Origin of the sequence: Pseudomonas sp. R3-18-08 (assembly GCF_003852065.1) — a bacterium.
In the GTDB taxonomy this organism is placed as follows: Bacteria; Pseudomonadota; Gammaproteobacteria; order Pseudomonadales; family Pseudomonadaceae; genus Aquipseudomonas.
Genome location: NZ_CP027729.1, coordinates 2,280,796 through 2,304,773, shown reverse-complemented (window position 1 = coordinate 2,304,773; position 23,978 = coordinate 2,280,796). Strand labels below are relative to the sequence as shown.

The 23,978-nt window shown below is 56.8% G+C and carries 20 protein-coding genes and 2 pseudogenes; 13 read left to right on the top strand and 9 right to left on the bottom strand.

Features of this window, described 5'->3' with window-relative positions; genetic code table 11:
* Positions 1–60 precede the first annotated feature (60 nt).
* Positions 61–1,086 carry a LacI family DNA-binding transcriptional regulator gene (locus tag C4J92_RS10735; RefSeq protein ID WP_124403791.1) on the bottom strand — a complete coding sequence of 342 codons (1,026 nt, stop codon included), beginning with the start codon at positions 1,084–1,086 and terminating at the stop codon, positions 61–63.
* Between the two features lie 339 nt (positions 1,087–1,425).
* Between C4J92_RS10735 and C4J92_RS10730 the strand changes: the two genes are divergently transcribed.
* The 12 genes and pseudogenes from C4J92_RS10730 (at position 1,426) to C4J92_RS10675 (ending at position 14,097) form a co-directional block, all read left to right on the top strand.
* A complete protein-coding gene (locus C4J92_RS10730; RefSeq protein WP_124403790.1) occupies positions 1,426–2,454 on the top strand; it encodes a Gfo/Idh/MocA family oxidoreductase in 1,029 nt (342 codons plus the stop codon).
* The gene (locus C4J92_RS10725) at positions 2,451–3,410 is read left to right on the top strand and encodes a sugar phosphate isomerase/epimerase (protein ID WP_124403789.1); all 960 of its coding nucleotides are present in this window, start codon (positions 2,451–2,453) and stop codon (positions 3,408–3,410) included. Before C4J92_RS10730 ends, C4J92_RS10725 begins: the two co-directional genes overlap by 4 nt.
* 96 nt (positions 3,411–3,506) lie before the next feature.
* Positions 3,507–4,925: pseudogene (locus tag C4J92_RS10720) on the top strand (sugar porter family MFS transporter).
* A gap of 549 nt (positions 4,926–5,474) precedes the next feature.
* Positions 5,475–6,689 carry a methyl-accepting chemotaxis protein gene (locus C4J92_RS10715; RefSeq protein ID WP_124403788.1) on the top strand — a complete coding sequence of 405 codons (1,215 nt, stop codon included), beginning with the start codon at positions 5,475–5,477 and terminating at the stop codon, positions 6,687–6,689.
* A 10-nt stretch (positions 6,690–6,699) separates the two neighbouring features.
* Positions 6,700–7,068, top strand: a complete 369-nt coding sequence (locus C4J92_RS10710; protein WP_124362304.1) for a response regulator — start codon at positions 6,700–6,702, stop codon at positions 7,066–7,068.
* Positions 7,069–7,083: 15 nt separating this feature from the next.
* Positions 7,084–7,371: a lipid asymmetry maintenance protein MlaB gene (locus C4J92_RS10705; RefSeq protein ID WP_124366579.1), complete on the top strand. Its 288-nt coding sequence runs from the start codon at positions 7,084–7,086 to the stop codon at positions 7,369–7,371.
* A gap of 40 nt (positions 7,372–7,411) precedes the next feature.
* The gene (locus tag C4J92_RS10700) at positions 7,412–9,442 is read left to right on the top strand and encodes a chemotaxis protein CheA (RefSeq protein ID WP_124403787.1); all 2,031 of its coding nucleotides are present in this window, start codon (positions 7,412–7,414) and stop codon (positions 9,440–9,442) included.
* A 29-nt stretch (positions 9,443–9,471) separates the two neighbouring features.
* On the top strand, positions 9,472–11,127 hold the full coding sequence (locus C4J92_RS10695; RefSeq protein ID WP_124403786.1) for a methyl-accepting chemotaxis protein: 1,656 nt from the start codon (positions 9,472–9,474) through the stop codon (positions 11,125–11,127).
* Between the two features lie 36 nt (positions 11,128–11,163).
* Entirely contained in the window at positions 11,164–11,703 is a 540-nt protein-coding gene (locus C4J92_RS10690) for a chemotaxis protein CheW (protein ID WP_124403785.1), read from the top strand.
* Positions 11,704–11,712: 9 nt separating this feature from the next.
* Positions 11,713–12,522, top strand: a complete 810-nt coding sequence (locus C4J92_RS10685) for a protein-glutamate O-methyltransferase CheR (RefSeq protein WP_124362299.1) — start codon at positions 11,713–11,715, stop codon at positions 12,520–12,522.
* On the top strand, positions 12,519–13,052 hold the full coding sequence (gene cheD / locus C4J92_RS10680; RefSeq protein ID WP_124403784.1) for a chemoreceptor glutamine deamidase CheD: 534 nt from the start codon (positions 12,519–12,521) through the stop codon (positions 13,050–13,052). Before C4J92_RS10685 ends, cheD begins: the two co-directional genes overlap by 4 nt.
* Entirely contained in the window at positions 13,015–14,097 is a 1,083-nt protein-coding gene (locus C4J92_RS10675; protein WP_124403783.1) for a chemotaxis response regulator protein-glutamate methylesterase, read from the top strand. Before cheD ends, C4J92_RS10675 begins: the two co-directional genes overlap by 38 nt.
* A gap of 562 nt (positions 14,098–14,659) precedes the next feature.
* Here the strand turns inward: C4J92_RS10675 and C4J92_RS10670 are convergent.
* The 3 genes and pseudogenes from C4J92_RS10670 to C4J92_RS10660 form a co-directional block, all read right to left on the bottom strand.
* Positions 14,660–15,109, bottom strand: a pseudogene (locus tag C4J92_RS10670) (SDR family oxidoreductase); the annotation flags it as partial.
* Positions 15,110–15,192: 83 nt separating this feature from the next.
* Positions 15,193–16,524: an APC family permease gene (locus C4J92_RS10665; protein ID WP_256657475.1), complete on the bottom strand. Its 1,332-nt coding sequence runs from the start codon at positions 16,522–16,524 to the stop codon at positions 15,193–15,195.
* A gap of 131 nt (positions 16,525–16,655) precedes the next feature.
* Entirely contained in the window at positions 16,656–16,949 is a 294-nt protein-coding gene (locus C4J92_RS10660) for a hypothetical protein (protein ID WP_124403782.1), read from the bottom strand.
* A 49-nt stretch (positions 16,950–16,998) separates the two neighbouring features.
* Between C4J92_RS10660 and C4J92_RS10655 the strand changes: the two genes are divergently transcribed.
* Positions 16,999–17,652 (top strand): beta/gamma crystallin domain-containing protein, encoded by a 654-nt coding sequence (locus tag C4J92_RS10655; RefSeq protein WP_124403781.1) that lies wholly within the window; start codon positions 16,999–17,001, stop codon positions 17,650–17,652.
* Between the two features lie 744 nt (positions 17,653–18,396).
* On the opposite strand, the gene C4J92_RS26960 is transcribed toward C4J92_RS10655, so the two are convergent.
* The 5 genes from C4J92_RS26960 to C4J92_RS10635 all read right to left on the bottom strand — a co-directional run bounded on the left by C4J92_RS26960 (position 18,397) and on the right by C4J92_RS10635 (position 23,821).
* Positions 18,397–18,546: a hypothetical protein gene (locus tag C4J92_RS26960; protein WP_164485249.1), complete on the bottom strand. Its 150-nt coding sequence runs from the start codon at positions 18,544–18,546 to the stop codon at positions 18,397–18,399.
* A gap of 63 nt (positions 18,547–18,609) precedes the next feature.
* Positions 18,610–19,515, bottom strand: a complete 906-nt coding sequence (locus tag C4J92_RS10650) for a cation diffusion facilitator family transporter (protein ID WP_124403780.1) — start codon at positions 19,513–19,515, stop codon at positions 18,610–18,612.
* 284 nt (positions 19,516–19,799) lie between these two features.
* Positions 19,800–22,370 carry a fimbria/pilus outer membrane usher protein gene (locus C4J92_RS10645; protein ID WP_124403779.1) on the bottom strand — a complete coding sequence of 857 codons (2,571 nt, stop codon included), beginning with the start codon at positions 22,368–22,370 and terminating at the stop codon, positions 19,800–19,802.
* Positions 22,371–22,424: 54 nt separating this feature from the next.
* Positions 22,425–23,180 carry a molecular chaperone gene (locus C4J92_RS10640; protein ID WP_124403778.1) on the bottom strand — a complete coding sequence of 252 codons (756 nt, stop codon included), beginning with the start codon at positions 23,178–23,180 and terminating at the stop codon, positions 22,425–22,427.
* A 56-nt stretch (positions 23,181–23,236) separates the two neighbouring features.
* Entirely contained in the window at positions 23,237–23,821 is a 585-nt protein-coding gene (locus C4J92_RS10635) for a fimbrial protein (protein ID WP_124403777.1), read from the bottom strand.
* Positions 23,822–23,978: the final 157 nt, after the last annotated feature.

Sequence of the window (23,978 nt, the reverse complement as noted above, 5' to 3'; positions counted from 1 at the left end):
CAGCGGCGTCGAAGTTTGTTGATGAAAAGGCAAACTCCGAATTCACGGCAGAGCGCGGCCTTATGCACCACAGTTATATCGAGTGTGAATCAAGATCTGTGTTGAGGGTGGCGTGGTCGCCGCTCCTTCAATCGCACCTCGTATCCAGCGGACCGCTGCGGCAGTCTCGCCAACGAAATCATGAGAGATAACATAATCCATGACGCCGGACTCAAGCATCGCCCGCGTATGAACCGTAAGCTCATGGCCGACGAAAACAGGCCGATTCTCAGCCGCAATGGTATCTATTGCGCAAGCAACACCCCGATTGGCACCGGCCACGTTGTAGATGGCTGCCGGGTAGTCGTGCTTGGAAAAATAACGCGTCAATTGTTCAGTCGTGGTCTGAGGGCGATCGTCGGACATCACTCGTTCGTCAATCTTCAGATACGGAAACTCGGAACGGAGCACCCTGCGAAACCCCATCTCCCGCTCTTGCTGACAGCGAAACGGCACACTGGTCACCAGCAGGATTTTCGCGGGCGCTTTAGGTAACGCATTGCCGATCAGCAACCCGGCGACACTGCCCGCCGCATACTGATCATTGCCGACATAAGCACTACGCCCGGAATTAGGCAGGTCGGTGGTCAGGCACACAACTGGAATACCCAGGCTGCACAGTTTGCGAATCGCTCGGTTGATCGCCGGATGCTCGCGCGATACGACGATCACACCATCCGCCGAGGCGCCCTGTGCCTGAACCTGATCAGCAAACGTGGCGGGATCGACCTGGTTAGTCGGTTCATAGTAGCCATGCACGACGACGCCTGGTGTCGAAGCGTTCACCAATGCCTCGGCGTCGGCCAAAGTTGCATTGAAGGTTTCGCCCGAATCGCAAAAGAGCTTGATCTGCAACGTTGCCATGCCGTCAGCCAAGTCTTTCCTAAGCTTATCCAGCGCAGCCAGGACTTTCAGACGGGTGTTTTCCCGAACGCCGGGACGGTTGTTCAGCACACGATCAACGGTCGCTGGCCCGACCCTGGCCACCTTGGCGACCTGTTGAACAGTGGGGCCCTTCCATAAGGGCGCCGATGGTTGCGTGGGCATATGGCACGCCCTCCTTTGATGTTATTTACACCATATAAACATTCCTGATGATCGCCTTCAAGACCAATGAAAAATGGCATTGCACTCTGTAATTTGAGGTTTTTTACATCATAAACCGCTTATGGTGCTGCTTGATGCTTGCTTTTTCGGCGCTAATAATCGAGGCACAACAAACACAACAAACCGCCAGGATCGCCCCATGGATAACTCGCCTCATCGGTTGGTTTCGACCGCCACGGCTACGCAGCTTATGGCCCACGTACACCTTCTTTCTCAGTCAACGCGCACGCGGGTTCAACACTGCGTAGATGACTTTCGCCCATTGATAGTTCGTTGAATATGAGCATACGAATCGCCGTTATCGGCGCAGGGATTATGGGGGAAGATCACGCCCGCATCATTGCCCAGGACCTTCCGGGAGCCACTTTGCATGTGGTGTGTGATGCGTCCCCAGAGCGCGCGAAGCTGATAGCTGACCGTTATGGCGCTGCTGACGTTTCCACTGATCCACTGTTCACGCTTTCCAGGTCCGATGTCGATGCAATCATCATCGCCAGCCCGGACGAAACCCATGCGGGCCTGACCATGGCAGCCATCGAGGCAGGGAAACCTTCACTGTGTGAAAAACCGCTGTCTCAAAGCCCGGACCAGTGCCTGGCAGTCATCGACAAAGAGGCCTCCCGAGGTCGCCAATTCGTGCAACTGGGCTTCATGCGCCGGTTTGACCCTTCGTACAGGGAAATGAAAAGTGCCTTGAGCGACGGCGTGATAGGTCGGGCGGTGATGATGCATAACTTCCACCGCAACGTAGAAGCCCCCGCCAACTTCAGCGGGCAAATGGCGATCAGTAACTCCGCGCCTCATGAGTTCGATGTGGCACGTCACGTGCTCGACACTGAATACGTTGCCATTTCAGTGTTCCAACCCACCCACGCGTCTAAGGACGGCGTCGGCGCTCCGGTATTCATGGTGCTGGAAACCCGAGAAGGCCACTTGGTGAACATCGAAATCAACAACAATGCCCATTACGGGTATGACGTACGTGGCGAGCTGGTGGGCGAGCTAGGTTCCGTGCAACTGGCCACTCCCGTACATGCTCGTTTCAACACTCGCCTTCAGGGCTTTGAAAGGTACGCTGCCGATTGGCGGCCGCGTTTCGCCGACGCCTACCGCCTGCAGAACAAAGCATTCGTGGAGTTCATCAACACGGGTATGTTCCCAGTCCATGCTGCGAACGCCTGGGACGGCTATTGCGCGGCCATTGTCGCTCAAGCCGGCATCGAGGCACTCCATCAGCGTCGCCGGGTAGTTTTGCCGATGCTGGAAGCGCCGCCGCTCTACCGATCGAGAGAAGGAGCAACGTCATGAAGCTGGGATTCGTCACCGACAGCCTCGGCAACCTGCCCCTGCGGGAAATGCTCAAGCAGGCTGAACGGCTGGGCGTGTCGGGCCTCGAGATCAACACCGGCGGATGGTCGACTGCGCCACACTTTAACTTGGCCCGGATGCTCGCCAGCGCCGACGAACGCCAGGCACTCAAACGCAGCTTCCAGGAGCACAACCTGGAAATCATTTCCCTGAACGCCAACGGCAACCCTTTGCATCCCACGCAGCCTGCACAAGGCCAGTGCCTCAGGGACACGATCCGCGTGGCCGGTGAGTTGGGAGTCAAGACCGTCTGCACCATGTCTGGGTTACCTGAAGGTCAGGCCGGCGACAGGATGCCGAACTGGGTGGTTGCCTCATGGCCTCCCGAAACCCAGACAATGCTGCGCTATCAATGGGAGGAACGCCTGCTGCCGTTCTGGAGCGAGATAGCTGATCTGGCACGGGAAAATGGTGTCGAGCGTATCGCGTTGGAATTGCACGGCAACCAGTGCGTATACAACGTCCGCTCGCTTCTGAAGCTGCGCAATGCAATCGGACCGGTGATTGGCGCCAACCTCGATCCCTCTCATCTGTTCTGGATGGGCGCCGACCCGCTGGTCGCCGCCGAGGCATTGGGCGACGCCATCTACCATGTGCACGCCAAAGACACTTTACTCAACGCCCCAGTCCAGGCCGTGGACTCCCTCCTGGAAAATGGCTCATTGATGGACATCCCATCCCGTAGCTGGTCCTACATCACACTTGGATTCGGCCACGGTGAGCAATGGTGGCGGCAGTTCTGCTACCGCTTGAAAATGGCGGGCTACGACGGTTGGCTATCGATCGAGCATGAGGATGTATTACTCAACAGCCTCGAAGGTTTGGAAAAGTCCGTAAGGCTGCTACAGAGCGTCATGCCGGTTGCCACCAGCGATTTCAAACCCCAGCCCATCTGAATCGCACCACGAGAAAAACCCATGTAATGCCCTATTAAAACGCTCACCGCGATGGCGAGTGAGCATCCCCCATGAGTTTCAGTCAGGAATATCACAATGACAATTAATTCCTACGGAAATACGGCAGACACTTCAGCCTCCTATGTAAGTCCTGAAAAACGCCAGGCACAGCGCTACCTGCAAAAAATCACTTGGATCGCCACGTTTGGCGGCCTGCTATTCGGCTTCGATACCGGCGTCATCAATGGCGCCTTGCTCTACATGAAAGATGACCTGGGCCTGACACCCTTCACGGAAGGCTTGGTCGCCAGTGCCCTATTGATCGGCGCAATGATGGGGGCGCTGTTCAGCGGTCGCTTATCAGACCTCAAGGGGCGCCGCCGTATCATTCTTTTCCTCGCCGTGGTGTTTTTTCTTGGAGCGTAGGCTTGTGCGTTGGCGCCCACTCTCGATGTCATGGTGGCCGCCCGCTTCACGCTGGGGTTAGCGGTGGGTGGCGCATCGGTCGTCGTGCCGGCGTACCTTTCAGAAATGGCTCCATCCAGCATCCGCGGCCGCATCATCACCCGCAACGAGTTGATGATAGTCACCGGGCAGTTCCTGGCCTTCACCACTAACGCCACACTCGGCAATTTGTTCAGCGATCTCGATGGTGTCTGGAGATGGATGCTTGCCTTGGCAACCCTTCCAGCAGTGGCCCTCTGGCTGGGAATGCTCTACATGCCGGAAAGCCCGCGCTGGCTGGCAACCAAAGGCCGTTTCAGAGAGGGCCTGGAGGTACTGAAACTGGTACGGGAAGAGTACTATGCCAAGGCTGAAATGGAGGCGATCACCCAGCAGATCAGCAACGAACGCTTTATCAAAAAAGGTGGCTGGCGCGATCTGTCTCAAAAAGGCGCGCGACGCATCTTTTTGATTGGCATCGGTATCGCTGTCACGTCGCAGCTGACCGGCGTCAATTCAATCATGTACTTCGGCACGCAGATCCTTACAGAAGCTGGCCTGGAACAACGTAGCGCACTGATCGCCAATGTCGTTAACGGCGTCATCTCCATTGGCGCAACATTCGTGGGCATTGCTCTGCTGGACCGCCTGGGCCGTCGCCCGATGATGCTGCTCGGCTTCATGGGCACCACATTGTCGTTACTGTTGATTGGCCTGGTTTCAGTTTTTGTCGATCCCTCCGTCACCCGCGCCATGCTCATCCTCGGAGCCATGGCGATGTTCCTTGCCTCCATGCAAGGACTGATCGGGCCTGCTTTTTGGGTACTTTTGGCGGAAATTTTCCCAATGCGCATCCGTGGCGGATGCATGGGTATGGCGATCGCAGCCTTCTGGTTGACCAATGTAATGATCGGCATGTTCTTTCCATCCCTGGTTGCGACGATCGGGATCGGCCAAACCTTCTTTGTGTTCGTGGGAGCAGGACTTCTGTCCCTGACCTTCGTCGCAGTGTGGGTACCGGAGACACGAGGCAGCACGCTCGAAGAGATTGAACAGCGGTTATATGGTTAGACGGGGGATGAAGCCTCCCCTGACCGCCGTTCCTCCACTTCCCTATGTGGTTCCATGTTTTCGGGAAGTGGCGCTTCTCCGCTGATGGCCGCCCTCGAGTTCAGGCGACTGAAAACCACCGATCGTTTGACGCAGGTTTTTCTGCCTGGCCTGTTATTTAAAAAAACCAACTTAGAGAGAGGGCAAACACTACGCTTGGTCAACAGCACCGCCAGAATAACGGTAGCAATAACCGATGTGAGAATAATCAATTCAATAAATATAAAATCGCTTTGGTGCAAACTTTTTGACGCCTCGCTTAAACTGTCACTTTGATCTCGGCTTATAGTTTTTAATTTGCCTGCCCGATTAATCGGCAAACATCAAGACGTACTTAAACACTAAACCCTATCCCTCTCCTTCTACTTGATACCACCAACATCTCTCCATGAAAGTAATACAATTGTCATCAACCGGACGGACGGTATTGGTGCAGGCTAAAGCTATTCTAAATACAGCAGATAACCCCTATGTTGTTTATATCCGCAAGACTGTTCAAGGACCGAACTCATGACCCAGCGTCAATCCAGCCACGCCCCCCTTCCTGGTCATCCGCGCTTTCTTTGGTTCGCTTTCATTCCGGTGGTGCCCGCCGTTATATGGATCCTGTTGCAGTCAACCTCTGTGGCCAGCCTGACGGCCTGCGCGGTACTGGTGCTGATCGGCCTCGGTGCGTGCGCCTGGAGCGCCGGTTCGCAGCGTGACGCAGTGCTGCGAGCCACCGCGTGGGCGCTGGCGGATCAGTCAGGCGCGCAGGCGGCGCATAGCGGCATGGACTCGCGGGCACAGCTCGATGAAGTGTTGCTGGGCGCCATGCCGATCTGGGCCAAGCAGGTGGAAAGCTCGCGCCAGCAGACCGAAGACGCGATTGTGAGCCTGGCCAACCGTTTTACCGGGATAGCTGCGCGATTGCAGGACACGGTGCAAGCCTCGCAGCAGGCTGCCGGCGAACTGGACGGCAAGGCCGCCGACGGCGCGCTGGAGGTGCTGGCGCGCAGCGACAGCGAGCTGAGCCAGGTGATCAACTCACTCAAGGCCACTCAAACCAGCCGTGACCAGACGCTCGCCCAAGTACGCAGCCTGACCGCCTATACCGGCGAACTGCGCACCATGGCCGCCGATGTGGCCGCGATTGCTGCACAAACCAACCTGCTGGCGCTCAATGCGGCCATCGAGGCGGCGCGGGCCGGTGAAGCCGGTCGCGGCTTCGCGGTGGTGGCCGATGCGGTGCGCAGCCTGTCGAGCAAATCCAGCGAAACCGGCCAGCAGATGTCGGCCAAGGTCGACATCATCAATAACGCCATCACCCAGTTGGTGCAGGCCGCCTCCAGCAGTGCCGACCAGGACAGCAACTCGGTGGCCGCCTCTGAAAACAGCATTCAATTGGTGCTCGAACGCTTCCAGAACATCACCGGGCGCCTGGCCGACTCCGCCGACCTGCTCAAGCAGGAAAGCCACGGCATTCGTGATGAGATGACCGAAGTACTGGTCAACCTGCAATTCCAGGACCGGGTCAGCCAGATCCTCAGCCACGTGCGAGACAACATGCACGCCTTGCATGAGCACCTTATGCAGACCCGCCAGTCCCCGGACCAGGCCGTGGCCGTCGACGCCCGACAGTGGCTGGCGCGCATGGAAGCCACCTACGCCACCGATGAGCAACGGCGCACGCACCATGGCGCGGCCTCCGTGCAACAGAATTCTCAAGACATCACGTTTTTTTAAGGAGCCCCTCATGGCGAAGAATGTACTAGTGGTCGACGACTCCAGCAGCGTGCGGCAAGTGGTCGGCATTGCCTTGAAAAGCGCCGGTTACGACGTGATCGAGGCCAGCGACGGCAAGGATGCCCTGAGCAAGCTCAACGGGCAGAAAGTGCACCTGATCATCAGCGACGTGAACATGCCCAACATGGACGGCATCACCTTCGTCAAGGAGGTCAAGAAGCTGGCCAACTATAAGTTCACCCCGATCATCATGTTGACCACCGAGTCCCAGGAATCGAAAAAGGCCGAAGGCCAGGCTGCTGGCGCCAAGGCGTGGGTGGTCAAGCCGTTCCAGCCGGCGCAAATGCTGGCAGCCGTATCCAAACTGATCCTGCCCTGACACCCGGGAGGCCCCATGCCGATAACGTGCGAAACACTCGACGACACAGCCCGCGTGGGCATTGACGGCGAACTCACGATTTACACCGTGGCCGAACTGGCGAGCGTGTTGCTGCCGCAAATGGGCGCGGCGCCTCGCCTGGAGCTGGACCTGTCACAGGTCACCGAGATGGATGGCGCCGGCTTGCAGTTGCTCGCGGTCATCCAGCGTGAAGCCGGCATTGCCGGCACCGCCTTGAGCGTGACCGGCCAGAGCCAGGCGGTCACCCAGGCGCTTGAACTGTGTCGCAACGCCGCGTTGTAGCCAGCGCTGCCCACTTCATTGATCGACAAGGAAGGTCCAGGTGAGCATCAATCTCGATCAGGCACAGCAGACATTCGTCGTCGAGGCGCGCGAACTGTTGCAGGCCATGGAGCAATCCCTGCTGCAACTGGAGAGCGAGCCCGGCGATCAGGATGCCATCGGCGCGATATTCCGCGCCGCGCACACCATCAAGGGGTCGGCGGGCCTGTTCGGCCTGGCGTCGATCGTGGGGTTCACGCATATCGTCGAAGACGTGCTCGACCGCCTGCGCGACGGCAGTGTAGCGGTGGATGCCGCATTGATCGCGCTGCTGCTCAAGTGCGGCGACCACATGCTCGAACTGATCGATGTGGTCGCCAGCCGCGGTGAGGCGCCCACGCCTGCCGCGCTGGAGCGCGGTGAGGTATTGCGCGAGGCGCTGAGTGCCTATCAGCCGCTGCAGACCGCGACTGCCCGCGTCGAAACCGCGGCGGTGGACGACGCCACCGCGGACGCAGTGCTTTGGCATATTTCCCTGCGCTTCGGCGTGGATGTCTTTCGCAACGGCATGGACCCGTTGTCCTTCCTGCGCTACCTCGACACCCTGGGCACGCTGTTGCAGGTCACCACCCTGACCGACGGCATTCCGGCCGTGGACAGCTGGGATCCGGAAAGCTGCTACCTGGGGTTCGAAATCGACCTGCGCTCGACGGCCAGCCACGCCACCCTCAACGAAGTGTTCGACTTTGTGCGTGACGACTGTGAAGTCAGCATCAGCGCCGTCGACGAACCCGGCGACACCCCTGCCTGCCCTGCAACCGAGGTGGCCCCCCGCGCTGAATTTGCCCCGCCCGCGCAGCAGCGCGTGGCGGCAGCCGGCGAAAAAAACCGGGATGGCAATTACGTGCGGGTCAACGCCGACAAGCTCGACGAACTGATCAACCTGGTCGGCGAGCTGGTTATCGCCAGCGCCGGCGCGAGCCTGCTGGCCCGCTCTTGTAATAACGACCCGCTGCAAGAGGCCACCTCGACGGTATCGGGGCTGGTGGAAGAGATACTCGATGGCGCCCTGCACTTGCGCATGATCCCCATCGGCGAAACGTTCAACCGCTTTCGCCGCGTGGTGCGCGATGTCAGCCAGGAATTGGGTAAGGACATCGACCTGATCATCAGCGGCGCGGAAACCGAACTGGACAAGACGGTGGTCGAGAAGATCGGCGACCCGCTGATGCACCTGCTGCGCAACGCCATGGACCATGGTATCGAAAGCGCCGAGGCGCGGCGCGCGGCCGGCAAGTTGACCAAAGGTCACCTGAGCCTCAATGCCTACCATGACTCGGGCAGCATCGTCATCGAAATCGCCGACGACGGCGCCGGGCTCAACCGCGAACGTATCCTGGCAAAGGCCCAGGAACGCGGGCTGGTGGCCAGCGGCGCGGTGCTCACCGACCAGGAGATCTACAACCTGATCTTCGAAGCCGGTTTCTCGACCGCCGAGGCGGTGACCAATCTGTCCGGGCGTGGTGTCGGCATGGACGTGGTCAAGCGCAACATCACGTTGTTGCGCGGCACCGTCGACCTGGACAGCCGTCCCGGCCAGGGCACCGTGGTGCGCATTCGCTTGCCGCTGACCCTGGCGATCATCAATGGCTTCCTGGTCGGCATCGACCAATCCACCTACGTGATTCCGCTGGACATGGTTCAGGAATGCATCGAACTGGATGATCACCAGCGCCATTCCAGCCGCGACCAGGGGTATCTGGACCTGCGTGGCGAAGTGTTGCCGCTGGTGGACCTGCGCCATCACTTCAGCCACGAAGGCCCGGCCGGCCGCCGCCAGAATGTGGTGGTGGTGCGTTACGCCGAGCACAAGGCCGGGCTGGTGGTGGATGACCTGCTCGGTGAGTTCCAGACCGTGATCAAACCCCTGGGCAAGCTGTTCGGCGCACTGCGCGGCATCAGCGGTTCGACCATATTGGGCAGCGGCGCAGTGGCCCTGATCCTGGATATACCGGCACTGCTCAACCAAATCGTACAACTGGAAGCTCGCACGGCCCAGGCGCCTCAGTCGCCCCCGGTCGTCGCTCGCTGACGTATTTGCAATTCCATGGAGGTTCCCCGATGAAATGGTTCTACGATTTGAAAATTTCCACCAAGTTGATCAGCTCATTCCTGGTGGTCCTGGCGCTTACCGCGGCCATGGGCGGCTTCGCCATTCACCAGCTCGGTGCAGTCAATCAGGCGGCCCAGGACATCAAGGGCAACTGGATGCCCTCCATGCGCGCAGCGGCCGGCATGCGCTTTTTTGCCGCCAACTATCGCTTGAAGGAAAACCGCCACATCGGCACCGAGATCGCCGAGGAAAAGGCGCAGGCCGAACGGGAAGCCGACGACGCGCGCCAGCAGTTCGAAACCCGCATGGGCACCTACGAAAAATTGCTCTCCAATGATGAGGACCGCCAGCTCCTGGCCAGCGTGAACAGTGCCTGGACCGCCTACCTGGGAGCCAGCAAGCAGGTGCTGGAATTTTCCCGGCAGAACCAGGAAGCCCAGGCTCGCGGTTTGCTCAGGGGGGAGTCCAAGACGCATTTCGATGAGGTGACCAGCCGCCTGCAGAAAATGGTCGAACTCAATGACGCCGGCGCCACCGTCGCCGGTGACAAGGGCGCGTCGCTGTATGAAAACGCACGCTTGTCGATCATCGCCGCGCTGGTCGTCGCCCTGTTGATCGGCCTGGGCCTGGCCCTGTTCATCGCGCGGATCATTTCCCGCCCGTTGCGACAAGCCGCCACCGCCGCCGGGCAATTGGCCGAAGGCAACCTCAACACGCACATCGAACCGGGTGCCAAAGATGAAACCGGCATGGTGCTCAACGCCATGCGCAACATGGTCGGCAAGCTGGCGCATATCATCGGTGAGGTGCGCAACGCCGCCGATAACCTGGCCAGTGCTTCCGAGCAAGTCAGCGCCACCGCGCAATCGATGAGCCAGGCCACCAGTGAACAGGCCGCCAGCGTCGAGGAAACCAGTGCGTCGGTTGAACAGATGAGCGCCAGCATCAACCAGAACACCGAAAACGCCAAGGTCACCGATGGCATGGCCAGCAAAGCCGCCAAGGAAGCCACCGAAGGCGGCGAATCGGTACAGCAGACGGTGGTGGCGATGAAGAAAATCGCCCAGCGCATCAGCATCATTGATGACATCGCCTACCAGACCAATCTGCTGGCCCTCAACGCCGCCATCGAGGCCGCCCGGGCCGGCGAGCACGGCAAGGGGTTTGCCGTGGTGGCCGCCGAGGTGCGCAAACTGGCCGAGCGCAGCCAGGTAGCCGCCCAGGAAATCGGCGAACTGTCCTCCAGCAGCGTGGACATGGCCGAGAAAGCCGGCAAGTTGCTCGACGAAATGGTGCCCTCCATCAATAAAACTTCCGACCTGGTACAGGAAATCAGTGCCGCGTCCGAGGAACAGGCCGCCGGTGTCGCGCAGATCAACACCGCAATGACCCAGCTCAACCAGGTGACCCAGCAAAATGCCTCGAGCAGCGAGGAACTGGCCGCCACCGCCGAAGAAATGAGCAGCCAGGCCGAGCAACTGCAACAGGCCATGAGCTTTTTCGTGCTGGACTCCAGCCCCAAGGCCGCGGTTCAAGGCCGCAGCGCGGACAGCGCCGGCAAGCCTGACCGCCAGCCACCACGCGCGGAGCAGCAGGCACCGCGCAAAGCCTTCGCCTATAACGTGGCCAGCGCCCCGGACGAATCGGAATTCACCCGTTTCTGATCGCAAGAATCGATGCGGGCTTACAGGGAGAATGACATGGGCGCAGTGATGACTACCCGCCATACCGCCGTCGCGGCAGGCGAGGATGCGCAATACCTGACCTTTATGCTCGGTGGCGAGATGTTCGCCATCGGCATTCTGGGCATCAAGGAAATTATCGAATACGGCAGCCTGACCGTGGTGCCGATGATGCCCGCCTTCGTGCGCGGCGTGATCAACCTGCGCGGCGCCGTGGTGCCGGTGGTCGATCTGTCGGCGCGCTTTGGCCGGCCGAACTCTTCGATCACTCGGCGTTCGTGCGTGATCATCATCGAGGCCATCACCGAAGACGGCCAGCCGCAGGATATCGGGCTGTTGGTCGACACCGTTTCCGCCGTGCAGGAAATCCCGGCGACACAGATCGAACCGCCACCCAACTTCGGCGCACGCATCCGCGCGGATTTCATCAGCGGCATGGCCAAGGTCGATGGCAAGTTCGTGATTGTGCTTGAGGTGGACAAAGTGCTGTCCATCGACGAGATGTCCAGCCTGGCCGAGACTGGCCAGGCGCAGGCTCTCGACCTCGACGCGCGTTGAGGCTCGATCATGCCAGACACCAGCCCACTCGATGATCGTGAATTCGGCCAGTTCCAGTCCTGGCTGTACCGCGCGGCCGGCATCAACCTGTCGCCCGCCAAGAAAGCCCTGGTGGCCGGGCGGCTGTTCAAACGCCTCAAACACTACGAACTGCAGAGCTACGGCGAGTACTTCAAGCTGATCATGAGCGACCAGCGCAAGGGCGAGCTGCAAGTTGCGCTGGACCTGCTGACCACCAACGAGACCTACTTTTTCCGCGAGCCCAAGCACTTCGACTTCCTGCGCCAGCAGGTGCTGCCCAAGGCGCCGCCGGGCAAACTGTTTCGCGTGTGGAGCGCGGCCAGCTCTTCGGGCGAAGAACCCTACAGCCTGGCGATGACGCTGGCGGAGAACCTGGGCACCACGCCCTGGGAAGTCATCGGTTCGGACATCAGCACCCAGGTGCTGGCCAAGGCACGCAACGGGCATTACTCCATGGAGCGCGCCGGCACCCTGGCCCAACCGCTGCTGGTCAAATATTGCCTCAAGGGAACAGGGCGCCAGCACGGGACTTTCCTGATCGAAAAGGCCCTGCGCAACCGGGTCAACTTTATCCAGGTCAACCTGAACGAACCGCTACCCGGCCTGGGCGAGTTCGATGTGATCTTCTTGCGCAACGTGATGATCTATTTCGACCAGCAGACCAAAAGCCAGGTGGTCGCCAGGCTGCTGCCCCTGCTCAAATCCGGCGGTTACTTCATCATCAGCCACTCCGAAAGCCTCAACGGCGTCAACGACACGTTGAAGCTGGTGGCGCCGTCGATTTATCGCAAGCCATGAAAAAGCCTGCCGATGTGGTCGAAGTGGTGCTGGCGCCGGGGCAGGTCAGTTTTGCAACGCGGCCGACACGCTTGCGTACCTTGCTCGGGTCCTGTGTGGCGGTGACTTTCTGGCATCCGCAACGGCTGATCGGCGGCATGTGCCATTTCATGTTGCCGGCGCGCTCGCGCAAAGGTCAGCCCCTGGATGGCAAATATGCCGACGAGGCGCTCGAATTGCTGCTGCGCCACGCTCATGCCAACGGCACGCAGGCCCGGGATTATCAGGTCAAGTTGTTCGGCGGCGGCGAGATGTTCCCCGAACAGCCGCGCCCCCTGCCGGCACAGGACGTGGCCAGCCTGAATATTCGCGCAGCGCTGGCCCTTGCCGAGCGCCATCACCTGCACCTGACCGCTCAGGACATGGGCAGTACCGGCTATCGCACTATTGTGTTCGACCTGTGGAACGGCAACGTCTGGGTCCGGCACCAACCAATGGGAACATTCAAAAAAAATGCCTACCAAAAAAATCAGCGTGCTGCTGGTCGATGATTCGGCCGTAGTCCGGCAAGTGCTGCTGGCGATCTTCAACGACACGCCGGACATCCATGTGATGGGCGCCGCGTCCGACCCGATTTTCGCCATGGATAAACTGGCTCGGGAATGGCCAGACGTGATCGTGCTGGATGTCGAAATGCCGCGTATGGACGGCATCACCTTCCTGCGAAAAATCATGAGCGAGCGGCCGACACCGGTGGTGATCTGTTCCTCGCTGACCCAGAAAGGCGCCGAAACCTCCCTGCAGGCATTGTCGGCCGGAGCAGTGGAAATCATCACCAAACCCACCACCGGGCTGAAGAACTTCCTGATCGAATCGGCGGCCGAGCTGGTCGCGGCCATCCGCGCGGCGGCGAACTCCAACGTCAAGAACCTGGGCAAACGAACCGTCCAACCAGCACCCGCCCTCGCGCCACCCGGCAAGCTCAGCGCAGACGCAATCCTGCCCGCCGCGAACGGCCACGCCATGGCCCAGACCACTGAGCGCATCGTCGCCATCGGCACCTCCACCGGCGGCACCCAGGCCCTGGAGGCTGTGTTGACTGCTCTACCGAGGGTGTGCCCTGGCATGGTGATCGTGCAGCACATGCCCGAAAAATTCACCGCCTCCTTTGCCGAGCGCCTCAACAGCGTGTGCCAGATCGAAGTGCGCGAAGCACGCAACAACGACCGCATCCTGCCCGGCCTCGCCCTGATCGCTCCCGGCGGCAAACACCTGATGGTGACCCGCAGCGGCGCCTATTATCACGCCCAGGTCATCGACGGCCCACTGGTCAACCGCCATCGCCCGTCGGTGGACGTGCTGTTCCGCTCGGTAGCCAAATTCGCCGGCAAGAACGCCACCGGCATCATCATGACCGGCATGGGTGACGACGGCGCACGCGGGCTAAAGGAAATGCTCGAAGCCGGCGCCGCCACGGTAGCCCAGGACGAAGCCAGTTGCGTGGTGTTCGGCATGCCCAAGGAAGCCATCAAACTCAACGCTGCCCAGCGCATCATGGCGTTGGAGAATATTCATCAGGCGATTTTGTATAAGTGAGCCTGAGCACCAAAGGTATAGGTGTCTTTACAACTTTGGCTCAACGCTGAACGCCCGGCAGATAGGGCTATTGTGGCGAGCGTGCTCGTCGAATTGTCGCTCCGCTCCCGTTGGGCTGCGTGCAGCCCTAGTAAAGCCCTGGATGGTGCTGAATTTCAGGAACGAAAAAAGGACCCGAAGGTCCTTTTTTTCAATCGCTTACAGAATTCAGTGGAACTCTGCAGCGCAATATTTGGAGCGGGAAACGAGACTCGTATCTGGCGTCCGACTCATTGAAATCTAAGGGGTTTCTTTTCTTTCCTGGGCAGGAAAAGACTTAATTCTGGACTTGTTTTCTGGGAGTATCAAGGCCTAGAAAGCAGGATCCCGGCTGTGCCGTTTCATCCTGTCCATCGCCATCAGGCGGACAGCATCCAAGCTGACCAGCAAGCGGACGGTACATGGTGTGATGGACAACGGTAACAGCGCTGCTAGTGCCTCTGCGGCATCGCCCCCCCCCCGTTGGCTGAGCCGCTCAACCAGAAAGTCGCCTACGTCGTCGTTATCGAATGCCTCGCTTCATTTAAAGAATAGGCTTGCCACCTGTCACGCCGTAACGTTCACCGGAGATATAACTGCCCTCATCCGACGCCAGCAGCACATAGATGGGCGAGACTTCGGCTGGCTGGCCGGGGCGCCCCAGCGGCGTATTGCCACCAAAACTCTTCACGGAGTCCTCGGTCATCGTCGATACGATCAATCGCGTCCAGATTGGCCCGGGCGCCACACTGTTGACGCGAATACCGCGCTTGCCGAGCATCTGCGCTAGGCCCGCAGTGAAGTTGGCGATCGCGCCTTTGGTCGCCGCATACGGCAACAGCGTGGGGTTGGGCGCATCGGAATTGACCGAGCTGGTGTTGATGATCGAACTGCCTTGGACCATGTGCGGCAGCGCGGCCTTGCAGATGCGAAACATCGCAGTGACGTTAACGTTAAAGGTCTTTAGCCAATCCTCGTCAGGGATGTCTTCCAGGCCGATAATTGCCTGCTGGCGGTGTTCAAGCCCTAAGGGCACTACAGGGATTTTTCAGCCGGGGATATAGATCAGATGAGTGGTTAGCCTGGGCCTACAGCCGGTGTCGCCAAGCGGTTGCATGCGTACAGCGCCATGCCCAGCAGCATCAGCGCGCCACCGCGCAGCCAGGTGTCCAGGCTTTGCTGGCTGAGCAGGATCAAGCACGAAACAATTGCCAGCACCGGCACCCAGGTCGGCACGCGAAAATGCTGTTCGGTGATGGTGTCGCGGCGCAGTAACAGCACCGCCAGGTTGGTGCTGAGGAACACGAAGAGCAGCAACAGCACGACCGTCTCGGCCAGCGCCGCGAGGGTACCCGTCAAGGTCAGGGCGATGGCCACCAGGGTGCTGGCGATGATCGCGACCCAAGGCGTACGCCGCTTGGGCAGCACGTGCGAAAGTGGCTCCGGCAACAGGCCCATGCGGGCCATGCCATAGGCCAGGCGGCTGGCCATTACCATGGTCAGCAGCGCACCGTTGGCGACCGCCACCAGCGCGATGAAGGCGAAGAGCTGGGGCGGGATGCTCAAGCCCGAGGCACGCACCACTTCGAGCAACGGCGCGGATGTGGCCGTCAGCTTGTCCATCGGCAGCACCACCGAAGCGGCGACACCGACCGCCATATATACGACGCCCGCCGTCACCAGCGCAGCAAACAGCGCACGCGGATACACTTTGCGCACGCCGCGTATTTCTTCGGCCAGGTTGGCCGACGTTTCAAAACCGACGAACGAATAGAACGCCAGCAATGCCGCGCCCAGTACGGCAAGCATCGGGTTGACTCCGGCCTTGAACTCCAGCGCGCGGCCGAGGTTGGCTTCGCCGGACTGTATGCACCAGGCCGCGGCCACCACCACCAACAGCAGCCCGGACAGTTCGACGCAGGTCATGACCATGTTGGCGCCCAGCGACTCCTTGATACCGCGCGCATTCAGAAGCGCTATCACTGCCAGGAATATCAGCGCGGCCAGGTGCGGTGACACCTCGATGAACGCCGCCAGGTAGTCGCCGGCAAACGCCAGGGACAGCCCCGCTGCGCTGGTGACGGCGGCCGCAAGCATGCTGAAGCCGACCAGGAATGAAATCAGCGGTGACTTGAATGCCCTCTCGGCGAACACCGAAGCGGCGCCAGCATGGGGGTACTTGGTCACCAGTTCCGCGTACGAGCCTGCCGTGAGCATGGCAAAAAACAACGCCACCAGCAACGGCACCCAGATCGCCCCACCCACCTCGCCGGCGATGGTGCCGGCCAGTGCATACACACCGGCGCCGAGCACATCGCCGAGGATGAACAGAAACAACATCGGCCCCGTCACGGCGCGGCGCAAGGACGGTTTGGAGGGTGCGCCTTGGGTCAGGCTGGATACGGGCATGGGCGGCTCTGGCGTGGGTTGCAATGAGCGATCATCCGGCGCGGGCCGGCTGACGCAGGGCTATCTACAATGGGAAATGCCCGCGCCGCCAAAGTTCCGTTTTCCGCTGGGAGACCAGCGCAGCGCCTCCGTCAATCGTCGTCGTGCAAATGCGCGTCAGCGCAGGGCAAGCGTCCCGATTCCCCGCCGGCAATCCGTTCCGCCTGATCGATGCCGCGTTTGAGCCCGTCGTGCACGGTCCATTCGGCGCCGGGCAGTTGCCTTGTGCGTTCGACCACGCATTGCCCCGTCGCGGTATAGACGCTGACCAACACTTCGATATCGGCGTCTTCGCGCTCCCGGGCCCTGACTTCGATATGGCAACCGTTTTCCACTTCCTGGGTAAAGCACTCTTCTTCCAGTGCCTTTTCTTGCGCTTTATCCAATTCCCTGCTAGGTTAATATCTGGAAGATTTACTCAAAAAGGAGCGTTATATGAAGGATCAAAAAAATAGCTCAATCGGCGCCACATTTTATCAACAAAAAAATTTCAGTGGTACGCCGCATGAGTATAAAGAAAGGGAAGTAGTTTATGAGCTTCCATCGGAACTGAATGATACTTTTCTCTCTGTTAAAATTGGCAAACAAAGTCTGGTTCATGGATGGCGACACTTTCGGGACTCACAAGCTGATCAAATTTATAAAGTATGGACAGAGTCCACATCGGACATCACTGAAATTCAGGGACTTTCCAAATTTGTTGTGGCACCGAAAAATACGCAACTTCTGTCGATTAAACTAACGAACAGTTCAGAAAACACAGCGCTAGATTATGTTTTCGTCCAGACATATACCATCGATAATCCGGTAAATATTCTTGTAAATGATGATTTCCAGATTGTCGGGCTTATCCCCAATGATGGAAGAATGTATGTCACGTCTGTCATCCTGTTTGATAAAAACAAGGTTCCGATGGAAATTGGCGCAGCCTATTTTATGTATGATGCGCCGACAGATTCTCTAAATTTCATCACTTATCCTGAAACTTTCCCGGCAGGCTGGAAGCTGGTCAAACGAAAGGACTATCGCTTCGAACTTATCATCGAGAATATCAAGGAGAGCAGTAACGGCGTCGCATTTGTCCGTTAAACCTTAATCCCCTTAATCCCCCGCAAGAGAGCAGCGGATTAAGGGGTTTGTCGCATTGGACTGATCCAGTAATTGCAGATAGTTTTTTCGGTTCTCACACCGCTAGCTCTTCCGCCACCATCGGCGAGCGATAGCTCTTGTAACCGTAGCGCCTTGCGCTGTTGCAGTGCACCACATATAGGTTGATGTCTACCGGGGCCTTATACTCCGGGCTATAACCTCTCTAGGGTACCCATTCGGACTTCAAACTGCCAAAAAAGCTCAATCATGCGTTATCCCAACACTGCCCTTTTCGACACATGCGCTGCTTCAGCTTATGTGCTTGCAGTTCAGCCCTGAATTATTTGACTATTGTACTGACAGCCTTGGTGAGAATGAAACGGCACGCCCTCAGGCCGCCCTATCAATTCAACAGCCCTCCGCCTCATTTGCCAGTGCCGCATCGGCGCCCAATGAATACGCCCATCCCGCCATTCGGCCGCAAACGGATCCAAAACTACCGAGCGCGGATCCAGCGCTTACCGAGCTGGATATAGGTGACGTCCGCGAACGGTATTAGCTACGTAAACCTCACGCTCCAGCTCTGCTCAGCCACCAAAGACTCGACGTCTGAAGACTTGTGGGGCCTGCGTTGGCGGCTGGCGATCCCGACCTTCTTCATCAAGCTCAGAGCCATGGAACGCCCCACCTGATGACCTGCACCTCGCAGATCTTCAGAAAGGGAGTTACCTGGTTTTCGTACCACTAACTGGAGTTGTTCATCACCTCCGCCGGTATGATCCATAACCGCCGCTCCAGATCGAACTTGTCGGACAGCACCGACCACAGCTTGCCCGTGCGGACCCGGTCACCAGCAACATCGTAGAAGGTAAACGCACTATCGCTCAAACTCACTCGCATTCCCGCTGATTACGTCCACCTTGCAACTTGCCCACTTCAGTGACGACCACGTAGAGATCAAACAATCCACTTCCGGTCCCCCGTAAAACAAATCGTCAGCCACCGTGCCGAATCTGCGTGGCCCAATCTCGCCGAGATTTCGTCACGTAACGTATCCAGGTTCCCGACCGCTTCCACGTGATAATCAGTCGAGAGCACAATATGGATCTCGATAAATCGCGCTCGCCCATGCTTCTGTACATAAGAAACGTAATGCTCGAAGCCGTACTCGATTTTAATCGCGTCCATCACCTGTCGCACTTTGTTGTCCAATTGGTCTGGCGCCATGCCCAACACATCACGCAAGGCCGGACGCAGTATATTGAAAGCGGGAGGCAATATACTCAGTGCCAGCAAGATCAAAATCAGCGGATCGGCATATACGGCCAAATGACCATAGCCCCGTGACGTGAGCAACAACGCAGTGAGAAAGCTGACAAGCAGTCCTACCGATAACATCGCATCTACCAACCAGCTAATGTTATCGAACTGAATCAGCGTTGATTTAAGCTCACGGTTTCGATAACGGATGTAGAAAAAATAGGCGAACTCGACGACTGTAAACACTGCCGCATAGATGATCAGCATCCCTAATTCAATCTCACGACCGCCGTTGATGAATCCAGACACTCCGTTAAGAAATGCATAGATTGCGATCAAAAACAGAAAGCTGCCTTCGATCAGTAACACCATGGGTTCCAAATGCCAGAAGCCAAACTGGAACCGGTGATTACTTTCCTTGGCGATCAGTTTGGCTGTAATCAGCATTAATACTTTGATAAAGGTTGCAATCAACGAGAAAAAACCATCGAACAGGACGGATTGAGCGCCCGTAACGAAACCAGTAGCAATCCCAGCGATCGCTACTGCTAACATCATGACGGTAGATTGTTGGAGCAACGACTGCTCACTTCGGTTATTCAAGTAACTCTCTCTGTAAAATACCAATTAACTGCTGACTGCGATTACCGCTCAATAGTCTGATAACTAGCTGCGACCTGACAGATGAGCTGATAAAGCGGCGTGCCTTATACCTTCCACTTTGCGAAGTGCATAAGCACTCCGATCAAAATAATAGCACCACAAATTAAGCAACCGATAATTTCGCTTCCCATATTAACCCCCTAAACATTTAATATCTGTCGAGATGACTGATTAACACCTTCAACAAAAATAGAGACTGGCAATAACGCCTAAATTTACTCCCCTCATTTGCATGCTAACTGAACTTTATCAAATCTTGTATCGAGCTTTCGTGGTGCTAGAATATAATGTGCCTGGCAACTATCGCTTTTCCATTTTACAATCAGAGTCGATTCTTCCTGGTCAACTAAGGCAAGCGCCATACCTTTTGGATCTAGAACGCCTAGCACTTTGCCATTTTCATCCTGAACACTAGCCCCAAAGGGTATAGGGCTACCGTCTACGCTTCGAAACTCAAATTGTACTCGGCGCCCACTTTCCGCCGCGAAGCTAGCTAGTGTTATGGAACCGCGACGGGGAACCAGTTGTTGGGCGGTGGTCAGCAGCTCAGTATCCGCCCCGAGGTCACGGGCATCCAGAGTAAGCCAGTTGGTCCGATATATCTGAGCGCTGGGTACTACCGCGTAGCCGTTCCTTCCGGTGATAACCCCGGCGTGGCTGGAAAATTTTGCATTAGATACCCCAGACACCTCTGCAAGGGTAAATGTGTCGCCCACGGGTTGACCTAGATTAATTCCTCCGGCATGCGCTACTACCGAACCGGAAGCGCCAGCACTAAAAGTCTGATAATCACGACCTTGACTGTAACCAGCATTCACCCGAGCCACTGAGGTGACCGCACTCAGGCTTGCGGACCCTGAGCCCCCCCCGCTGCTGTCATGCCCTGCCTGGAGGTTGTAATAAGCATCATCTTGCCCCGGAAGATTGCCATTAAGCCCCATCTGTGTTGAATGACGCCCTTGATTGTCATAATTCAGATTGGAGCTGACACGCGACGATCGCTGTGAACTTCCCAAAGGCATAGAGATCGACAGAGCAACCTGCTTTTTATCATTTTTATAATTAGAGGCATCGTTACGGCTAAAGGAGGTGTCAATATTATAATTGATCGAGCCCCAGTTATTGCTATAGCCGACGCGAAGTTGCTGAGAACTGCCGGGTAAATTCCAGTAACGCTGTTCAGTGCCATTCAGATAAAACGATCCTCCCCTCGAGCCCAAACTCTGATTTATCGTTATATCAAAACGGTTTTTCGCACGCCCTCTGTGGTTACCGTCCATGAATCGCAGGTCGGTGACATGGTCGCCCAATGTCCGATAGTCTTCAGTCGAATAACGGTAAGTAGCTAGGGTAAAAGTCGTATTGGTAGCGGCGAGTGTTTTCGCATAGTTCAACCTGAGGCTTTGCCCTCGGTTTCGCTGCTGTCGGGTTTCACTATTTGATTGGGTGACATCTATCGCGAAGGCGCCAAGAGGCGTGTTCTGTGTGACGCCAACATTCGTTGCCCTGTAGTCCTCAGCCCACTGCACGCCCCCCACAAGGGTTGTGGCGTTGGTCAGGCCGTAGGCAAACCCTAAGGTCGCCAGTGAAGGCGCTGCGTCATCAGGATTGTTACTCGCATACTCGCCAGCGGCAGCGTTATAGCGCAGCATTCCGCGTCGTACCATCTGTGGTAGAGATGCGTAAACCTGGGTGAAACTACTGCGACTCCCATCCGCCTCGATCACGGTGATTTCAAGATCTCCATTTGATCCGCTGGGATAGATATCACTAATTTCGAATGGCCCGGGGGAAACCGTAGTGCTATATAGCAAGTAACCATTCTGGCTCACTTCAACGGTCGCGTTGGTTTGCGCAGTCCCGTGGATAACGGGCGCATAGCCCCGTTGGCTATCGGGAAGCATGGCTTCGTCTGAACTCAGTTGGATGCCGAGAAAACGCACACTGTCAAATGTTTGAGAGCTGGTGTAAGTTTCCCCCAGTGTCAATTGGCTTTTCAACGACGTGATGTCGCGCTCGGCAAAAATACGGTTGCTGGTAAAGCGCCGTTTATTTCCACTGCCATCCGACAAAGATGACTCGTTACGCAGACGCCACTGACCGATATTTAAGCCATTACGCAATCCCAAACTGTAATAGTCACTCGTGCTACCTGAGTTTTCACTGCGACGTCCACTGAATTGATAGTTTACGAAGCCAGCATTGACACCATAGTCCCAAAGGGCAGGATCAACATAGCCCCTGGCACTTCGCAGCATAGCCGCTTGAGGTATGCCAATATGCAGTTGAAGTCGAGCAGCATCGTATTCAACGCTGGCTTTGTCGATTAACTCACTCACGTCATAACAGCGGTCCGGCAGGCCCGTGTCAATCACACCATTACGCTTAAGCTTTTCCACATCCACGCCAAGTTTTTCGAGCACTTCCAGAGTCAAACAGGGTTTAGTCCTACCTGACTTATCAATGATATCAAAACGAATATCTCTGCGCCCAGTCAGAGCTCGGTTCACATAAATATCAACACGATAGGTTCCAGGCGCAACATTGTCCTGCCTGAGAAACTCGGCTAGGTCAAGCTGTTCGCCTCCGCCCTGAATAAAGGCAAGGTCGAACTCTGGAATATTTGCTTCGCTCCCCGTGGAATTAGCATAGGCCGCCCCCGGTAACGCTAAGGCAACTGCAAGAGCGAGCTTACGAAGTCTAAAACCTTTACCCGCCAAGTCGTGAGGTGCCGCCGTGCTTTCCTGCACGCGCGCGGACAGACCCGAGCGATTTTCAGCACTGATTTTTTTCATAAAAAACACAAGAACAAACCTTTCGACAGTACAACAGAACTTGGCGAATAAAAATTATTTGTCAGCCAATGTATTCGGCGTAGCGGAACTGACTTTATCTATATATAGATCAGCCGTATATGAGTTCTGTCCGCCGTAATCATTAATGACGTTGAAATTCAATTTGAGACTGGCAGCCGAAGCCATTGGATTGACTGGTATTTCTACATTCTCACTAGGGGCGACCATACGCCCCTCCCCCATTAGAAAATCATTGTAACCAGCGCCTCTCAAACTCAATCCAGTCAACGACACATGAAATCGACTTGGGTTCTCAACCTTCAGTACGGCAGTCTGAGAACGTTTATTTAACGTCCATTTAAGCTGAGTCGGTGCCTCTACCGCACTACCCGGCAACCCAGGCGGTCGAAAAAACACTTTAATCCGCTGGCGTACCGCAAGCTGCAGAACACTTTCCCCATTAACTTTTTGTGGGATTTCCTGTACGTTCAGCCAAGCAATTGACTCTCGATCCAATGGAACTCCCTCTCCACTGTAAAGTATCCTTAGTTGTTGACGACCCTCTTTCGATAGGCGGGATAACGGTGGAGTGACCGCAAAGGATGAAATGTTAAAATCTGCTGAGTCAGACTCTAGCCAAGACTGGACCAGTACATCCTCACCACCTTGATTTAGCACAGACAACGAAGCTTCTTGATGCTTAGCGTCGAAAATCACTCGAGTGGCACCCAATGAGATGGCTGCCTGCGAATGATTGACAAAGAAGGTTAATAGAAATAATGAAAAACTAAATAGCGCCTTATTAAACACCTGATTCGCCTCCACGAAGCTACAAATGGGGAGATCATCCTCCCCATCGCAATTTTTTATTCGTAAGTCAGGGTAAAAGGCAGGGTCGCATTCCCAACACCAGCTTTAACATCATCTGATGCCCCATTAAGCGCATAAGCAGCGCGCATGCTCAGGTTAGCGGTAGCTTTCCCCTCGTCAACCTTCAGCGCTGCATCGATCGTTTCGTTGGCACTCAGGTTTAGAACTTGATTGTTGTCATTGAGAATTGCAATGGCGACACCTTTTGCCGCCTTTTCACTACTTTGCAGTTTAAGCAGGCGACCGTCAGCACTATCAATTCCAGAGCCAGAAAGCGGGTCAAACTTTACTTTTACTGTACTCAAGCCACCCACACCCGATGAACAATCAATGTCCAAGTTGATATGAGTAGCTGCAGTGACGCCCACACCGGGATCACCAACATCACTGAGTGAAACCTTCCCAAGATCTACGTTAATATTGCCATTGCTACCTGACGAACCAGCACCCGGTGCGACCGTACAGCTTGCCGCAATCAGCTCGCCAGAGAATTCAATTTTTCCACTACTTGCTGCATGCGCCACACCCACCCCACCAAGTAGAACGCAAGTTAACGCAGATACACCCCAAAGAAATTTCATAGCTTCGATCCTCGCATCCAATAAGACTGATATCAACCAAATAGCGTTATCCGCATCCAGCCGGCCAGCATGTAAATTTTTACACGCGAACGAGTGCGAGCCTATTGGAAAGCCCTGCGATCACCCTGGAAATTTCCCATGCACCTTGGGAAATTTC